The sequence below is a fragment of the Oryzobacter terrae genome, assembly GCF_042756445.1.
In the GTDB taxonomy this organism is placed as follows: Bacteria; Actinomycetota; Actinomycetes; order Actinomycetales; family Dermatophilaceae; genus Oryzobacter; species Oryzobacter terrae.
In genome coordinates this window covers 2829074-2843386 of record NZ_CP170578.1, presented here as the reverse complement: position 1 = coordinate 2843386, position 14313 = coordinate 2829074, and the positions used below count along the sequence as shown (strand labels likewise).

At 74.7% G+C, this 14313-nt stretch carries 20 protein-coding genes; 9 read left to right on the top strand and 11 right to left on the bottom strand.

Annotation, left to right across the window (positions count from 1 at the left end):
- Window positions 1–45: 45 nt before the first annotated feature.
- Window positions 46–1059: an o-succinylbenzoate synthase gene (locus ACFWN3_RS13570; RefSeq protein WP_377640414.1), complete on the bottom strand. Its 1014-nt coding sequence runs from the start codon at window positions 1057–1059 to the stop codon at window positions 46–48.
- 33 nt (window positions 1060–1092) lie between these two features.
- Window positions 1093–1497, bottom strand: coding sequence for a VOC family protein (locus ACFWN3_RS13565; protein ID WP_377640412.1), 405 nt, complete (start codon window positions 1495–1497; stop codon window positions 1093–1095).
- Window positions 1498–1636: 139 nt separating this feature from the next.
- Between ACFWN3_RS13565 and ACFWN3_RS13560 the strand changes: the two genes are divergently transcribed.
- Entirely contained in the window at window positions 1637–2578 is a 942-nt protein-coding gene (locus tag ACFWN3_RS13560; RefSeq protein WP_377640411.1) for a 1,4-dihydroxy-2-naphthoyl-CoA synthase, read from the top strand.
- Window positions 2579–2585: 7 nt separating this feature from the next.
- On the opposite strand, the gene ppk2 is transcribed toward ACFWN3_RS13560, so the two are convergent.
- Complete coding sequence (gene ppk2 / locus ACFWN3_RS13555; RefSeq protein ID WP_377640409.1) at window positions 2586–3389, bottom strand: polyphosphate kinase 2; 804 nt, start codon at window positions 3387–3389, stop codon at window positions 2586–2588.
- A gap of 86 nt (window positions 3390–3475) precedes the next feature.
- Window positions 3476–3901, bottom strand: coding sequence for a DUF1810 domain-containing protein (locus ACFWN3_RS13550; protein ID WP_377640408.1), 426 nt, complete (start codon window positions 3899–3901; stop codon window positions 3476–3478).
- Between the two features lie 59 nt (window positions 3902–3960).
- On the opposite strand from ACFWN3_RS13550, the gene ACFWN3_RS13545 reads away from it, so the two are divergent.
- On the top strand, window positions 3961–4386 hold the full coding sequence (locus ACFWN3_RS13545) for an SRPBCC family protein (RefSeq protein WP_377640407.1): 426 nt from the start codon (window positions 3961–3963) through the stop codon (window positions 4384–4386).
- 31 nt (window positions 4387–4417) lie between these two features.
- Here the strand turns inward: ACFWN3_RS13545 and ACFWN3_RS13540 are convergent, their stop codons facing one another.
- On the bottom strand, window positions 4418–4867 hold the full coding sequence (locus ACFWN3_RS13540; RefSeq protein WP_377640405.1) for a MarR family winged helix-turn-helix transcriptional regulator: 450 nt from the start codon (window positions 4865–4867) through the stop codon (window positions 4418–4420).
- A 110-nt stretch (window positions 4868–4977) separates the two neighbouring features.
- On the opposite strand from ACFWN3_RS13540, the gene ACFWN3_RS13535 reads away from it, so the two are divergent.
- Entirely contained in the window at window positions 4978–5634 is a 657-nt protein-coding gene (locus ACFWN3_RS13535) for a maleylpyruvate isomerase family mycothiol-dependent enzyme (protein ID WP_377640403.1), read from the top strand.
- A 24-nt stretch (window positions 5635–5658) separates the two neighbouring features.
- Here the strand turns inward: ACFWN3_RS13535 and ACFWN3_RS13530 are convergent, their stop codons facing one another.
- Window positions 5659–6114, bottom strand: a complete 456-nt coding sequence (locus ACFWN3_RS13530) for a hypothetical protein (protein ID WP_377640401.1) — start codon at window positions 6112–6114, stop codon at window positions 5659–5661.
- Window positions 6115–6255: 141 nt separating this feature from the next.
- On the opposite strand from ACFWN3_RS13530, the gene ACFWN3_RS13525 reads away from it, so the two are divergent.
- The 6 genes from ACFWN3_RS13525 to ACFWN3_RS13500 are packed head-to-tail and all read left to right on the top strand — an operon-like array spanning window position 6256 to window position 12120.
- On the top strand, window positions 6256–7914 hold the full coding sequence (locus tag ACFWN3_RS13525; protein WP_377640400.1) for an FAD-dependent oxidoreductase: 1659 nt from the start codon (window positions 6256–6258) through the stop codon (window positions 7912–7914).
- Entirely contained in the window at window positions 7914–9317 is a 1404-nt protein-coding gene (locus tag ACFWN3_RS13520; RefSeq protein WP_377640398.1) for a sensor histidine kinase, read from the top strand. The genes ACFWN3_RS13525 and ACFWN3_RS13520 overlap by 1 nt, the downstream gene beginning before the upstream one ends.
- Window positions 9318–9361: 44 nt before the next feature.
- A complete protein-coding gene (locus tag ACFWN3_RS13515; protein ID WP_377640396.1) occupies window positions 9362–9730 on the top strand; it encodes a UBP-type zinc finger domain-containing protein in 369 nt (122 codons plus the stop codon).
- On the top strand, window positions 9727–10926 hold the full coding sequence (gene menE / locus ACFWN3_RS13510) for an o-succinylbenzoate--CoA ligase (RefSeq protein ID WP_377640394.1): 1200 nt from the start codon (window positions 9727–9729) through the stop codon (window positions 10924–10926). The genes ACFWN3_RS13515 and menE overlap by 4 nt, the downstream gene beginning before the upstream one ends.
- 7 nt (window positions 10927–10933) lie before the next feature.
- On the top strand, window positions 10934–11227 hold the full coding sequence (locus tag ACFWN3_RS13505) for a PLD nuclease N-terminal domain-containing protein (RefSeq protein WP_377640392.1): 294 nt from the start codon (window positions 10934–10936) through the stop codon (window positions 11225–11227).
- 8 nt (window positions 11228–11235) lie between these two features.
- The gene (locus ACFWN3_RS13500) at window positions 11236–12120 is read left to right on the top strand and encodes a 1,4-dihydroxy-2-naphthoate polyprenyltransferase (RefSeq protein WP_377640390.1); all 885 of its coding nucleotides are present in this window, start codon (window positions 11236–11238) and stop codon (window positions 12118–12120) included.
- Between the two features lie 54 nt (window positions 12121–12174).
- Here ACFWN3_RS13500 and ACFWN3_RS13495 read toward each other — a convergent pair whose 3' ends face one another.
- From ACFWN3_RS13495 to ACFWN3_RS13475, 5 genes are all read right to left on the bottom strand, one after another.
- Window positions 12175–12345 (bottom strand): hypothetical protein, encoded by a 171-nt coding sequence (locus ACFWN3_RS13495; protein ID WP_377640388.1) that lies wholly within the window; start codon window positions 12343–12345, stop codon window positions 12175–12177.
- 21 nt (window positions 12346–12366) lie between these two features.
- Window positions 12367–12744, bottom strand: coding sequence for a nuclear transport factor 2 family protein (locus ACFWN3_RS13490; RefSeq protein ID WP_377640386.1), 378 nt, complete (start codon window positions 12742–12744; stop codon window positions 12367–12369).
- Window positions 12745–12821: 77 nt separating this feature from the next.
- Window positions 12822–13154 carry a hypothetical protein gene (locus ACFWN3_RS13485; RefSeq protein ID WP_377640384.1) on the bottom strand — a complete coding sequence of 111 codons (333 nt, stop codon included), beginning with the start codon at window positions 13152–13154 and terminating at the stop codon, window positions 12822–12824.
- A gap of 56 nt (window positions 13155–13210) precedes the next feature.
- Entirely contained in the window at window positions 13211–13987 is a 777-nt protein-coding gene (gene map, locus ACFWN3_RS13480) for a type I methionyl aminopeptidase (protein WP_377640382.1), read from the bottom strand.
- A gap of 22 nt (window positions 13988–14009) precedes the next feature.
- On the bottom strand, window positions 14010–14312 hold the full coding sequence (locus ACFWN3_RS13475) for a DUF4229 domain-containing protein (RefSeq protein WP_377640381.1): 303 nt from the start codon (window positions 14310–14312) through the stop codon (window positions 14010–14012).
- Window position 14313: the final 1 nt, after the last annotated feature.

The window sequence follows — 14313 nt, the reverse complement described above, 5'->3', positions numbered from 1 at the left end:
CCCCTCGGACCGCTCCGCTCGCACCGCTCGCACCGCTCGCCCCGCTCACCGCGGCCCCTCCCCGCTCCCGTCCGGCTCCACGAGCCGAGCGTGGCAGGCCGCCACGCGATCACGCCACCACGCGATGCGTTCGGGCGCGGCCTCCCACCGCTCGAGGAGGTCGTGCTCCGCCGCGACGCGGCCCACCGGGAGGGCCCCCGAGACGGGGACGAGCGGCACGGCCGCGACGTCACCCTCGAGCAGGGCGACCGTACCGAGACCGCACGCGTGCTCGAGCCGGGGCAGGGCCGCGGCGAGGGCCACCCCGGCCGCGATGCCGACGCTCGTGTCGAGCGCCGACGACACCACCGCGGGCAGCCCGCACTCCTCCACGACGCGCAGCGCCGCCCTCACGCCACCGAGCGGTGCGACCTTGACGACGACGACGTCGGCTGCCTCGAGGTCGCGCACCCTCAGCGGGTCCGACGCCCGACGGATCGACTCGTCGGCCGCCACGGGGACGTCGATCCCGTTGCGGGCGAGGGCCATCCGCAGGTCTCGCAGCTCCTCGACGGTGGCGCACGGCTGCTCGGCGTACTCGAGGCCGAGGGGCGCCAGCCGGGCCAGCGCCGCCAGCGCGGCCTCCACCGACCACACCCCGTTGGCGTCGACCCGCACCCGGGCGGACGGCCCCATGACGGAGCGGACCTCCGCGACCCGGGCCACGTCGTCGTCGACCGACTGCCCCCGCTCGGCGACCTTGACCTTCGCGGTCGTGCACCCCGGGAAGCGCCCGAGGACCTCGGCCACCCGCTCGGGGCCGACGGCCGGGACGGTGGCGTTGACCGGCACCGACGACCTCACCGGCTCGGGCCACGGCGACCACGCCGACTCGACCGCGGCGGCCAGCCAGCGCGCGGCCTCCGCCGGCTCGTACTCGGGGAACGGACCGAACTCGCCCCAGCCGGCAGGGCCCTCGACCAGCGCGACCTCACGCGTCGTCACCCCGCGAAAGCGCACCCGCATCGGGATGGCGACGACCCGCAGCGAGCCGAGGAGGAGGTCGAGGTCGGGCAGCACGGACCCGACGCTACCGACCGCGATGCGGGGCCCTCAGAGCGAGCGGGCTCCGAGGACGCAGAACTCGTTGCCCTCGGGGTCGCGCAGCACGGTGAACCCGGCGTCGGCGGGCTGGCCGACGTCGGCACGGGTGGCTCCACGGCCGAGCAGCGCCTCGATCTCGGCGTCGCGGTCGCCCGTGGAGTGCGGTGCGAGGTCGAGGTGGAGGCGGTTCTTGACCTCCTTGCCCTCCTCGACCGGGACGAAGACCATCCCCTGGGGTTGGCGACGCCACTCCTCGGGGTCCTCGAACGGCGTGGTGGACGCCCAGGGCGGCACGATCGCCACTCCCTCGGGGCTGTCCCAGACCACGACGTAGCCGAGGGTCTCGGCCCACCACCTCGACTGCGCGGCGATGTCGTGGCTGTCGACGACGACGGTGTACCAGCGAAGTGCCATGGCGCCACGCTAGGCGCGACCCCCGACATCGCGACCCCGACGTCCCGGCCACCCCGACATCGTGACCCCGACGTCGCGGCCGGCCGCGACTCGCCACCTCGCCGTCGCCGGCCGTCCGCGACCGCCTAGCCTTGCGCCCGTGAGCGCGATCAGCGGAGTGAGCGGGACCTTCGACGCCGAGGCCTGGCAGGAGGTGCCCGGGTTCGAGGACCTCACCGACCTCACCTACCACCGCGCGGTGGGGCTCGGGGCGGTGCGGGTGGCCTTCGACCGGCCGGAGGTGCTCAACGCCTTCCGCCCGCACACCGTCGACGAGCTGTACCGCGTCCTCGACCACGCGCGCCGCTCCGCCGACGTCGGCGTCGTCCTCCTCACGGGGAACGGCCCCGGACCCGAGGGCACCGGCAGCGCCGGCAAGTGGGCGTTCTGCAGCGGCGGGGACCAGCGCATCCGCGGGCGCTCGGGCTACCAGTACGCCGAGGGCGAGACCTCCGACACCGTCGACCAGCGGCGCGTCAAGGCCGAGGGCGGGCGACTGCACATCCTCGAGGTGCAGCGCCTCATCCGCACGATGCCCAAGGTCGTCGTGGCGGTCGTCAACGGGTGGGCCGCCGGCGGCGGGCACAGCCTGCACGTCGTCTGCGACCTCACCGTCGCCAGCCGCGAGCACGCCGCCTTCAAGCAGACCGATGCCGACGTCGGCTCCTTCGACGGCGGCTACGGCAGCGCCTACCTCGCGACGATGGTGGGGCAGAAGTTCGCCCGCGAGATCTTCTTCCTCGGGCGCACCTACTCGGCCGAGGACATGCACCGGATGGGCGCCGTCAACCTCGTCGCCGACCACGCCGAGCTCGAGGCGACGGCGCTGCAAGTCGCCCGCGAGGTCATGGGCAAGAGCCCGCAGGCGCAGCGGATGCTCAAGTTCGCCTTCAACCTCGCCGACGACGGGCTCATGGGCCAGCAGGTCTTCGCCGGCGAGGCCACCCGGCTCGCCTACATGACCGACGAGGCCGTCGAGGGGCGCGACCAGTTCCTCGAGAAGCGCGACCCCGACTGGTCGCCCTTCCCCTGGTACTTCTGACCCGGGGTCAGGTCGCGAGCGTCGCCGCGTGGTCGGGGACCTCGTGCTGGAGGGAGCGGTCGGGCCGGCGGTACCCGCGCGGTGCGGGCCGGTCGGGGAGCACGATGGACGGCGCCTCGACCGCCTCGTACGGGACCTGGCTGAGGAGGTGGGCGATCATGTTGACCCGCGAGCGCCGCTTGTCGTCGCTCTCGACGACGTCCCACCGTGCCTCGGCGATGTCGGTGTGGACCATCATGTCGTCCTTGGCGCGCGAGTAGTCCTCCCACCGCTCGACCGACTCGAGGTCGGTGGGCGACAGCTTCCAGCGACGCATGGGGTCGGTCAGGCGCGACTCGAAGCGGCGCTGCTGCTCGGAGTCGCTGACCGAGAACCAGTACTTGTGCAGCCGGATGCCGTCCTCGACGAGCATCCGCTCGAAGATCGGGCACTGGCGCAGGAACCTCTGGTGCTCCTCGGCCGTGCAGTAGCCCAGGACGTGCTCGACCCCGGCGCGGTTGTACCAGCTGCGGTCGAACAGGACGATCTCACCGGCGGCGGGGAGGTGCTCGACGTAGCGCTGGAAGTACCACTGGGTGCGTTCCCGCTCGGTGGGGGCGGGCAGCGCGACGGTCCGCGCGTGACGGGGGTTGAGGTACTCGGTGACCCGTTTGATGGTCGAGCCCTTGCCCGCGGCGTCGCGGCCCTCGAAGACGATGACGACCCGCTCGCCCTCCCGGCGCACCCACTCCTGCATCCGCACCAGCTCGCCCTGCAGGCGGAAGAGCTCGGCCTCGTAGACCGCCTTGTCGAGCCGCTGCCGCTTCGCCATCCCGCCATCGTGGCACGGGCAAGGGATGCCGCCGTGACAGGAGGCCGGGGCGAGCGGGCCGCCGCCGACGGCAGGGCCCCCTGCCGTCAGAGCCGGCTGACGGTGTCCTCGTCCTCGGCGCCCCCGAAGTACCGGTCCAGCACGGCCCGGAACGTCGCGCGCTCGGGCTCGTCGGCGGCGTGGAGGAAGAGCGTCATCGACGAGCGCAGCTTCTGGGCATCCGTGCCTCCCATCACGGCGACCGGATCCCAGCCCGGAAGGGAGAGCAGTGCCTGCGTGCACTCCACGAGGCGTGGCCCGAGGACGGGGTGGGCGAGGAACGCGCGAGCCTCGTCGAGGCCCGAGACGGCGTAGAGACGCGAGGTGGCGCTCCTGCCCAGTCCGGCGACCTGCGGGAAGACGAACCACATCCAGTGGCTCGTCTTCCGACCGGACCTCAGCTCGGCCAGGGCGGCCGCGTAGGTGCCCTCACGGTCCTGGGCGTCGACGAACCGGTCCAGTCCTGACGTCATGGCGACCATGGTGCCCGACCGCCCTCGCCGACGGGCGCCGTCCGCGCCACCATGGGCGGATGGAGCAGAGCACCACCGTCGAGGTCGCCGCACCACCCGAGCGCGTCTGGGAGGTGCTGACCGACGTGGAGCGCTGGTCGGAGTGGACGTCGACCGTGACGTCGGTGCGCCGGCTCGACGAGGGCGACCTGCGGGTCGGGAGCCGGGCGCGCATCGACCAGCCGCGCATCCCCGAGACCGAGTACGAGGTCACCGCGCTCGACCCCGGGCGCTCGTTCACCTGGGTGGCGACCGGCCCCGGCGTCGTCACGACGGCCCGCCACGACGCCGAGCCGCTGCCCGACGGCGGGACGCGCGTGCGGCTCTCGGTGACGCAGTCCGGCTGGCTGGGGTCGACGATGGGTCGCTTCTACCGCGGGCTCACCGACCGCTACCTCGCGAGTGAGGCGCAGGGGCTCAAGGCGAGGTGCGAGGGCACGCGGTGACGGCGCTCGCGTGCGGCGTGGCGCGAGACGCTCAGTCGGTCGGGTCCAGCGCGGCCCAGGGGTCGGTGACCTCGCGCAGCCGCTCCATCAGGGTTCGGAGCCGGGCCATGTCACGCGCCCCCAGGTGGGCCTCCCACTCGGCGTAGACCTCCCGCTCGGCCACCGCCGCGAGCGCCTGCGCCTGCCGGCCCCTCGGCGCGATCCGGACGAGGCGGGCCCGGGCGTCGCGGGGGTCGGCGACCCGCTCCACGTAGCCGCCTCGCTCGAGCTGGTCGACGAGGAACGAGGCGGTCTGCTTGGTCACCTGGGCCATCTCGGCGAGGTCGGTGAGGCGGGTGCCGTCCTCGCCGATCCGGGCGAACAGGCGACCCTGCGCCATCGTGGCGTCGTCGAAGCCGGCCTCGCGCAGGGCCACGAGGATCCGTTGCTCGATCGCCCGGTGGGCGACGAACATCAGGACGCCGACGCCGGGTCCGGACACCTCCCGCCACCTCCTCCGCTACGTCGTCGCAGCGACCTCTTGCCGCCTCGCTTTCGTCAGAGTATCGTACCTTTTTGGTTCGATACTCTGACCAATGGCGGAGGCCCACGATGAGCGAGACCATCACCCGCGACGCGAGCTGGGCCGTCATCGACGCGGTCCGCGCCGAGGTCGCCGACCTCCTCGAGGGCCTCACCCCCGAGCAGCGGCTGCAGCAGTCCCTGTGCGAGGCGTGGACGGTCCGCGACGTCGGCGCCCACCTGTCCCTCGCGGCCCTGGCTCCGCTGGGCTTCGTCGTGGGCAGCGCTGCGCGACAGGGGTTCCGCTTCGACGCCGGGATCCGCGAAGGAACCCTCGCGTGGTCGCGCCGGCTCGACGACACGGAGGTCGTCGCGAACCTCCGCAGGATCGTCGGTGTCCGCCGGCTCGCGCCCGGGACGATGTGGCGCGACCCCCTCATCGACGCGCTCGTCCACGGCCACGACATCGCCGACCCGCTCGGTGCCACCCTGACGACCCACGTCGAGGCCGCCGCGACCGCCGCCGAGTGGGCGTGGGCCCGCACGTTCGGCTTCCCCTTCCTCCCCCAGCGCCGGCTGCGGGGGCTGCGGCTCGTCGCCACCGACACCGCGTGGAGCCGAGGGAGCGGCGAGGAGGTCCGCGGCCCGGTCACCTCCCTCCTCCTGCTCTCGACCGGCCGGCGCACCGCCTACCCCGACCTCTCCGGACCGGGGGCCGACCGAGCCCGCTCCCTCGTGCACGCCTGACCCGCCCCTCCACCGCCCGTCCCGCTACCCGGAGCCGCCGAGGTCGACCGCGTACGCCTCGTAGACGAGGTCCGAGCCCCGCTGGCGGTGCCGGACGAGCATGCCGACGAGGGCCGTCGCGGCCTCCCGGTGCGCGGCGACCGCCTCGTCGTCGTCGAGCCCGTCGTCGCGCTCCCCGAGCAGCCGCTCCACCTCGGCGAGCGCGACGGCGTGGTCGGCGACCTGCCGGTCCACCCGGCTGGAGAGCCGGGGCGAGCTGCGGCGCAGGTCGTCGTAGAGACCACCCTCGCCCTCGGTGAGCTCGACGTGGTCGCGCAGGTCGTGGGCGAGCTCGGTGAGCGCGGCGCGCACCCGGCGCCGCCACACGACGCCCTGGCCCAGCGGCAGCGCCAGCGCCGCGTCGAGCGCCGCCATCGACTCCCCGAGCTCGGCGCGGTGTCGCTGCACCCGCTCGAGGTAGGTCGCGAACGCCTCGTCCATCCTCGTACCTCCTCGCCTCCCGCCATGGTCCTCCACGCGGCCCCTCGGCGCGAGGGCTGGTGTCCCTCGGATCCCCTTCCCGGGCACGGCGGCCCGGCCCTAGGGTGAGGAGCACCACTCCCGGCCCCGGAGGACGCCGACGTGCCCCGCGCCACCATCCTCGCCGTCGACGACGACCCCCAGGTCGTCCGCGCCATCGTGCGGGACCTGCGCGGCCGCTACGGCGAGGGGCACCGCATCGTGCGGGCCACCTCCGGCGCCGAGGCCCTCGAGGTGCTCGCCGAGCTGCTCCTGCGCGACCGGCCCGTCGCCCTCGTCGTCTCCGACCAGCGGATGCCGGGGATGACGGGCATCGAGATGATGGCGAGCGTCCGTACGTCCTCGCCCGACACGCGCCTGCTCCTCCTCACCGCCTACGCCGACACCGACGTCGCCATCCGGGCCATCAACGAGATCGGCCTCGACCACTACATGGTCAAGCCGTGGGAGCCGCCGGAGACCCAGCTCTACCCCGTCGTCGACGACCTCCTCGACGACTGGCACCGCGACCACCCCGACACCGACGCCGTCGTCCGGGTCGTCGGGCACCAGTGGTCCGACCGGGGCCACGACGTCAAGATGTTCCTCGCCCGCAACCACGTGCCCTACCGCTGGCTCGACGTCGAGCGCGACGAGGACGCCCGCCGCCTCGTCGACCTCGCCGGGGCGGGGGCCGCCGACCTCCCGCTCGTCCTCGTCCCCGACGGCGAGACGCTGCGCAGCCCGAGCATCCTCGAGCTGGCCGAGGCCGTCGGCCTGTCGACCCGGGCGGGCCAGCCGCTCTACGACCTGTGCATCGTCGGCAGCGGCCCGGCCGGGCTGGCGGCTGCGGTGTACGCCGCGTCCGAGGGCCTGCGCACCGTCGTCGTCGAGCGCGACGCCCCCGGCGGGCAGGCCGGCCAGAGCGCCGCGATCGAGAACTACCTCGGCTTCCCGAAGGGCGTCTCCGGCGCCGACCTCACCCGGCGGGCGGTCGCCCAGGCGTCGCGGTTCGGCGCCGAGTCCGTGCTCGCCCGCGAGGTCGTCGGGCTCGAGCAGCGCGGCCCCGTGCACGCGGTGCGCTTCGCCGACGGCGGCGAGGTCGAGAGCCGGGCCGTCCTCGTCGCCACCGGTGTCGCCTACCGGCGGCTGGAGGCCGAGGGCGTGGAGTCGCTGGGGTCGCGGGGCGTGTACTACGGAGCCTCGGCGAGCGAGGCGGCGCAGACCGCGGGCGCCACGGTCTACGTCGTCGGGGCCGCCAACTCGGCCGGACAGGCGGTGCTCAACTTCTCGAGGGTCGCCGCCCGGGTCGTCATGGTCGTGCGGGCCGGCCGGCTCGAGGACTCGATGTCGGAGTACCTCGTCGAGCGGATCCGCGCGGCCGAGAACGTCGAGGTGCGCTTCCGCAGCGAGGTCGCCGCCGCGCACGGCACCGACCACCTCGAGGGCGTCACCCTCGTCGACCGCGACACCGGCGAGACCTGCCGGCTCGAGACGAACTGGCTCTTCGTCTTCATCGGCGCGCTACCCCGCACCGACTGGCTCGGCGACGCCGTCGCCCGCGACGACAAGGGCTTCGTCGTCACCGGCCCGGACCTCCACCTCGCCGACGACGCCGGCCGGTGGCCGCTCCCCCGGGCACCGTTCGCCCTCGAGACGAGCGTCCCGGGGGTCTTCGCCGCTGGTGACGTCCGGCTCGACTCGATGAAGCGCGTCGCGTCCGCCGTCGGGGAGGGCGCCATGTCGGTCTACCTCGTCCACCGCTACCTGGCGACCGTGTGATGGACCTCGCCGAGCTGCGGACCCTCAGCCTCTTCGACGGGCTCACCGACGACCAGCTCGGCGACCTCCTGGCCGTCGCCGAGGAGTACCGGCCCACGGCCGGGGAGACCCTCTTCCTCGAGGCGACCCCCGCCGACACGTGGTGGGTCCTCCTCGACGGAGCGGTCGCCCTGTCGCGACGGGTCGGGCACGAGGAGACGACGATGGGGATGATGGCGAGCCCGGGCCAGTGGGCCGGGGGGTTCGCCGCGTGGGACGAGCACGGCAACTACCTCGCGACCGCCCGGGCCGAGGCGGAGAGCCGGGTGATGCGGCTGCCGTCCTCGGAGCTGCGGCGCCTGTCGCAGCAGTGGTTCCCCTTCGGCCTGCACTTCATCGACGGGCTCGTCAACACCGTCCGCCGGATCGAGTCGACGGCCCGGCAGCGTGAGGCGCTCGTGGCCCTGGGCACCCTGTCGGCCGGGCTCGCCCACGAGCTCAACAACCCCGCGGCCGCGGCGACGCGGGCCGTCGACGCCCTGCGCGAGACCTCGGACCAGCGCCTCGAGACCCTCGCGCGACTGGCCTCCGGCGGCATCACCGCGTCACAGTTCACCGCGGTCGACGGGCTGCGCCGCCGGATCAGCGACACCGACGCCGGCCTGACCGGCCTCGACCTCGCCGACCGCGAGGACGAGCTCGGCGACTGGCTCGGCGCCCACGACGTCGCCCGTGGCTGGGACCTCGCGCCGACCCTCGCGGGCGCCGGGGCCGACGTCGCGTGGTGCGAGGAGCTGGCTGCCGCCGTGCCCGCCGGGTCGCTGGCCCCGGCCGTCGAGTGGGTCGCGGCGTCGGTGCTCATGAACGGCCTGCTCGGCGAGGTCAAGGAGGCCACCGGCCGGATCTCCACCCTCGTCGCGGCCGTGAAGTCGTACTCGCAGATGGACCGCGCCTCCCTCCAGGTCACCGACCTCGCCGAGGGCCTCGACAGCACCCTCGTCATGCTCGGCCACAAGCTGGGGGCCGGGGTGCGCGTCGAGCGGCGGTTCGCGCCCGACCTCCCGACGGTGGAGGCGATGGCCGGCGAGCTCAACCAGGTGTGGACCAACCTCGTCGACAACGCGATCGACGCGATGCGCGGCACCGGAACCCTCACCGTGACCGCCGCCCCCGACCCCGACGCGGCCGGCTGGGTGGTCGTCGAGGTCGCCGACACCGGCTCCGGGATGACCCCCGAGGTCGCCGCCCGCGCCTTCGAGCCCTTCTACACGACCAAGGAGGTCGGCAAGGGGACCGGCCTCGGCCTCGACATCTCCCGGCGGATCGTCGTCGAGCGCCACTCGGGGGAGATCGGCATCGAGTCCGGCGAGGATGGCACGCTGGTGCGGGTGCGCCTGCCCGTGCAGCACACCGGCACCACCTGAGCCCCCGGGTCGACCCCCGGCCCCTGACGAGGAAGGTCCACGCGATGAGCGACGAGGTCGACGCGCACGACGGCATCGACCCCACGGTCGCCCCGAGCGGTCCGGGCTGCGCCGACTGCGACGCCCACGACCCTCCCGGGTGGTGGGTGCACCTGCGCCGCTGCGCGGCCTGTGGGCACGTCGGCTGCTGCGACACCTCGCCCGGGCAGCACGCCACGGCCCACGCCCACGCCTCCGGGCACCCCGTCGTCCAGAGCTACGAGCCCGGCGAGGACTGGTTCTGGGACTACGAGGCCGAGGCCGTCGTCGCGGGCCCGGCGCTCGCCGCCCCCACGTCGCGCCCCGACGACCAGCCGTCCCCCGGTCCACGCGGCCGGGTCCCCACGGACTGGCTCGAGCACATCCACCGATGACGGGCCGCCCGGTCCCGCGGGGGGACCTGGTCCTCGAGGAGCTCGCCGTCCCTGCCGGCGAGGACGCGCTCGCCCTCCTGCCCCGGCTCGAGCAGGCCCTCGCCGGTGGGGCGCCCGTCGCGCCGTACCACGCCTCGGGCCCCGCACCCCCGCTGCCCGACCACGGGCCGGCCGACCTCCCCGACGACCTCGCCGTCGTCGTCGGGACGTCGGGCTCGACGGGGACCCCGAAGCGCGCCCTGCTCACGACGGGGGCCCTGCGGGCCAGCGCGCGCGCCACCCACGAGCGGCTCGGCGGCCCCGGGCAGTGGCTGCTCCCCCTCCCGGCGCACCACGTCGCCGGTCTCCAGGTGCTGCTGCGCTCGGTCGACGCCGGGACGACCCCGGTGGCGATGGACCTCACCGGCGGGTTCACCCCGCGGGCCTTCCGCGCCGCCACGAGCCGCCTCGAGCCCGGGACGCGCCACTACACGAGCCTCGTCCCGACCCAGCTGCTCCGCCTCCTCGACGACCCCGACGCTCCGGCGGCCCTGCGCAGCCTCGACGCCGTCCTCGTCGGCGGTGCCGCCCTCCCTCCCCGGCTGCGCCGCCGGGCCTCGAGCGCCGGCGTCACGGTCGTCGCCACGTACGGCATGAGCGAGACGGCCGGCGGCTGCGTCTACGACGGACAGCCCCTGTCCTGCACCGAGGTCGCGCTCGACGACACCGGGCGGATCCACCTCGGCGGGGCCACCGTCGCGCACGGCTACCTCGGCCGGCCCGACCTCACGCAGGCCGCGTTCGGCACCGACGAGGACGGCGTCCGCTGGTTCCGCACCGACGACGTCGGCCACACCGACGAGCGCGCCCGCCTCCACGTCGACGGCCGGCTCGACGACCTCGTCAACACCGGCGGGGTCAAGGTCGCGCCACGCCTCGTCGAGGAGGCGGTGCTCGCCCACGTCCCGGGGGTCGGCGAGGTCGTCGTCGTCGGGACGCCGCACCCCGAGTGGGGCGAGGCGGTGAGCGTCCTCCTCGTCATGGATCCGGTGGTGCGGCGACCCGACCCGAGCGTCGCCGACCTGCGCGCGCTCCTGCGGGGCGTCCTCCCCGACCACGCCCTCCCCGTCCGGGTGCGCACCGCCGACCGGGTCCCCCTCGCCGGTCCGGGCAAGCCCGACCGGCGTGCGGTGGCGGCCCTGTTCACCGTGGGATGATGACGTCGTGCTCCGCTACGTGCCCGTGGTCCTCAGCCTCGCGCTGACGATCTACTGCGTCGTCGACGCCATCCAGACGCCGGACCCCGCGGTGCGCAACCTGCCCAAGATCGGCTGGCTGCTGCTCATCCTCCTGTTCCCGGTCGTCGGCCCGGCCGCCTGGCTCATCGCGGGCCGACCCCAGCGCTCGGCGGCCGACGGCCGCAGCCAGCAGCAGCGGTGGGACGACCACCGGCGCGGGCGCGACCAGCGCCCGCCCCGCGGCCCCGACGACGACCCCGACTTCCTCAAGGACCTCTGACCCCACCCATGGCCTCACTGTCCCAGTGGGCCGCCGGTGCGCGCCCGCGCACGCTCCCGGCCGCCATCGCCCCCGTCGTCCTCGGCACCGCCGCGGCCCACCTCCTCGGACGGGCCGACGCCGCGCTCGCGATCCTCGCCCTCGTCGTCGCGCTCGCGCTCCAGGTCGGGGTCAACTACGCCAACGACTACTCCGACGGCATCCGCGGCACCGACGAGGCGCGGGTGGGTCCGGTCCGCCTCGTCGGCCAGCGCCTCGCCGACCCGCGCAACGTCAAGGTCGCGGCCTTCCTCGCCTTCGGTGCCGGGGCGCTGGCGGGGCTGGCCCTCGTCGCGCTCTCGCGGGCCTGGCTGCTCCTTCCCCTCGGCGCGCTGGCCGTCCTCGCGGCCTGGCGCTACACCGGCGGGAACAACCCCTACGGCTACCGCGGCCTGGGTGAGGTCTACGTCTTCGTCTTCTTCGGCCTGATGGCGACGCTCGGCACGCAGTACACCCAGGCCGGCGCCGTCTCGTGGTTCGGCGTCCTCGGCGCCGTCGGGGTGGGCGCCGTCGCCTCGGCCATCCTCGTCGCGAACAACCTGCGCGACATCCCGACCGACACCCTCCACGGCAAGCAGACCCTGGCCGTGCGCCTCGGCGACCACCGCACCCGGATCCTCTACGCCGTCCTCGTCGGGGTCTCCGTCCTCGTCCTGCTCGGCATGGCGCTGAGCACCCCGTGGGCGCTCGTCGGCCTCCTCGCGCTCCCGCTTGGCGTCCGGTCGGTACGGACCGTCCTCGGCGACGCCGCGGGACGCGACCTCGTCCCGGTCCTCGCGGGCACCGGCCTCTACGAGGTGGCCTACGCGGTGCTCACCGCCCTCGGCGTCGTCGTCGCCGTCGCGCTGCGCTGACGCCGGCCGGGCGCCGTCCCTGAACGGTTGCGGCAGCCCCGGCCCGGGGGCGCCTCACATGCCCCACATCCCGCCACCCCCGCCGGAGTCGATCCGCCTGGGTCGTCCGCTCTTCGTGCCCGGGAGGTCGAGCTTGCGGGCCTCGCCCGTGCCCCCGCGTCGCCGGTCGATCCAGAACGCCGCCGCGAGGACGACCGCCACGAACAGCCCGATCCACAGCCACATCCACACGGGGTCCTCCGAACGTCAGGGGTGGACGATCTTCCAGTAGGAGTCCTTGCGCCGCACGAGCCCGGCGTCGTCGAGGTCGAGGAGGTCGCAGCCGCGCACCCGCACGCTCTCGCCGTCGGTCGTCGTCCCGGTGAGCAGCCAGCGCGAGACGCCCCGGTTGCCGACGACCCAGTGCTCGTCCTCGCCGTAGTGGACGTCGGGCAGACCGCGGAAGCGCTGGGCCAGCCCCTCGCGCACGGCCTCGCGGCCCTCGAAGCGGGTCCCCCACGGGTCCGCACCGCGCGGCGTCTCGAGCACGCAGTCCTCGGCGAAGAAGCCCATGATCTCGTCGAGGTCGTGGGCGTTGAAGGCGGCCAGCAGCCGGGTCAGGACCGCGGCGTCACCGGTGGACACGCGACCAGTGTGGCAGCCTGACCGTCCCGTGACCACGGGTCGGCGGCGCCCTCCCGGTGGGCCGACCGCGGCCGGCGTCAGAGCTGGAGGATCACGGCCGAGACGCGCAGCGACGCCGCGACCCCGGCCGGGTCGTGGAGGTCGCCCGGGGCGGCCAGGGCGGCCTCGGCCCGGGCCGTGACGGCGGCCGCGGGGTCGGCGTCGACGAGGTCGGCGCACAGCCCGGCGATGACGGCGTCGGCGTCGTGGTCGTCGAGGCCGTCGAGCGCGAGCCCGTCGTCGAGCAGGGTCGCCGCCTCGAGGAAGACCTCACGCGCCAGGTCGAGGTCGACCTCCGGCCGGTCCTGCGCGACCGCCTCGGCGGTGGCGAGAAGGCGGTCGTACGGCGGCTGGACGGTGCGGGGCTCCATCGGGCGAGCGTCGCAGGACGCTCGCCCGCGCGGCAACCGGATTGCCGGACCGTCGGTCAGGCGGAGGTGGGCAGGGTGAGGATCTCGGCGCCGTCCTCGGTGATGGCGATCGTGTGCTCGCTGTGCGCGGTGCGGCAGCCCGTGGCGCTGCGCAGCGTCCACCCGTCGGCATCGGTGACGAGGCGGTCGGTGTCGGCCATGACCCACGGCTCGAGGGCGAGCAGCAGGCCGGGGCGCAGGCGGAACCCCCGCCCCGGCCGCCCGGTGTTCGACACGTGCGGGTCCTGGTGCATCGTCGAGCCGACGCCGTGGCCGCCGAACTCGGTGTTGACCGAGTACCCGGCACCGGTGAGCGTCGAGCCGATGGCGTGCGAGACGTCGCCGAGGTGGGCCCCCGGGACGGCTGCGGCGATCCCCGCCGCCAGGGCGCGCTCGGTCGCGTCGATCATCGCGACGCTCTCGGTGGGCCGCGCGTCGCCGACGACGAAGCTGATCGCCGAGTCGGCCACGACGCCGCCGAGCGAGACCGCGAGGTCGAGCGAGAGGAGGTCACCGTCGGCGAGGGTCTCGTCGTGCGGCAGGCCGTGGAGGACGGCGTCGTTGACCGACGTGCAGATGTGGTGGCCGAAGGGGCCACGACCGAAGGACGGCGCGTAGTCGACGTAGCAGGACAGCGCCCCGGCCTCGACGATCATCGCCTTCGCCCACCGGTCGATGTCGAGCAGGTTGGTGCCGACGACGACCCGGCGGCGCAGCGACGCGAGGATGTCGGCGACGAGGGCGCCGGTCTCCCGCCCGCGCGCCACCTCGGTGGGGCTGAGGATCTCGATCACGGGCTGCCTCCCGGTGCGGTGCTCAGCGGAAGTCTCCGTCGCCCTCACGGGTGCGGCCGACCTCGGCGTCCTCGTCGTCCTCGTCGGTGGGGCGGTCGGGGACGGCGGCCTGCTTCGCCGCCGCCCGCTCCTCCAGCCTCGTCGCGAGCTGGGCCGAGTAGTCCTCGCGGAAGCGGCGCAGCACGACGAACGAGACCACGGCCGAGAGCAGGGCGGCGCCGACGACGAGGAGGAGCATCTCCTCCTCCTCGCGCAGCCCGGCCAGCCAGAGCACGGCGAGGCAGCCGAAGAAGACGAGGAACCGCAGGAGGGTGTAGCGCAGCACG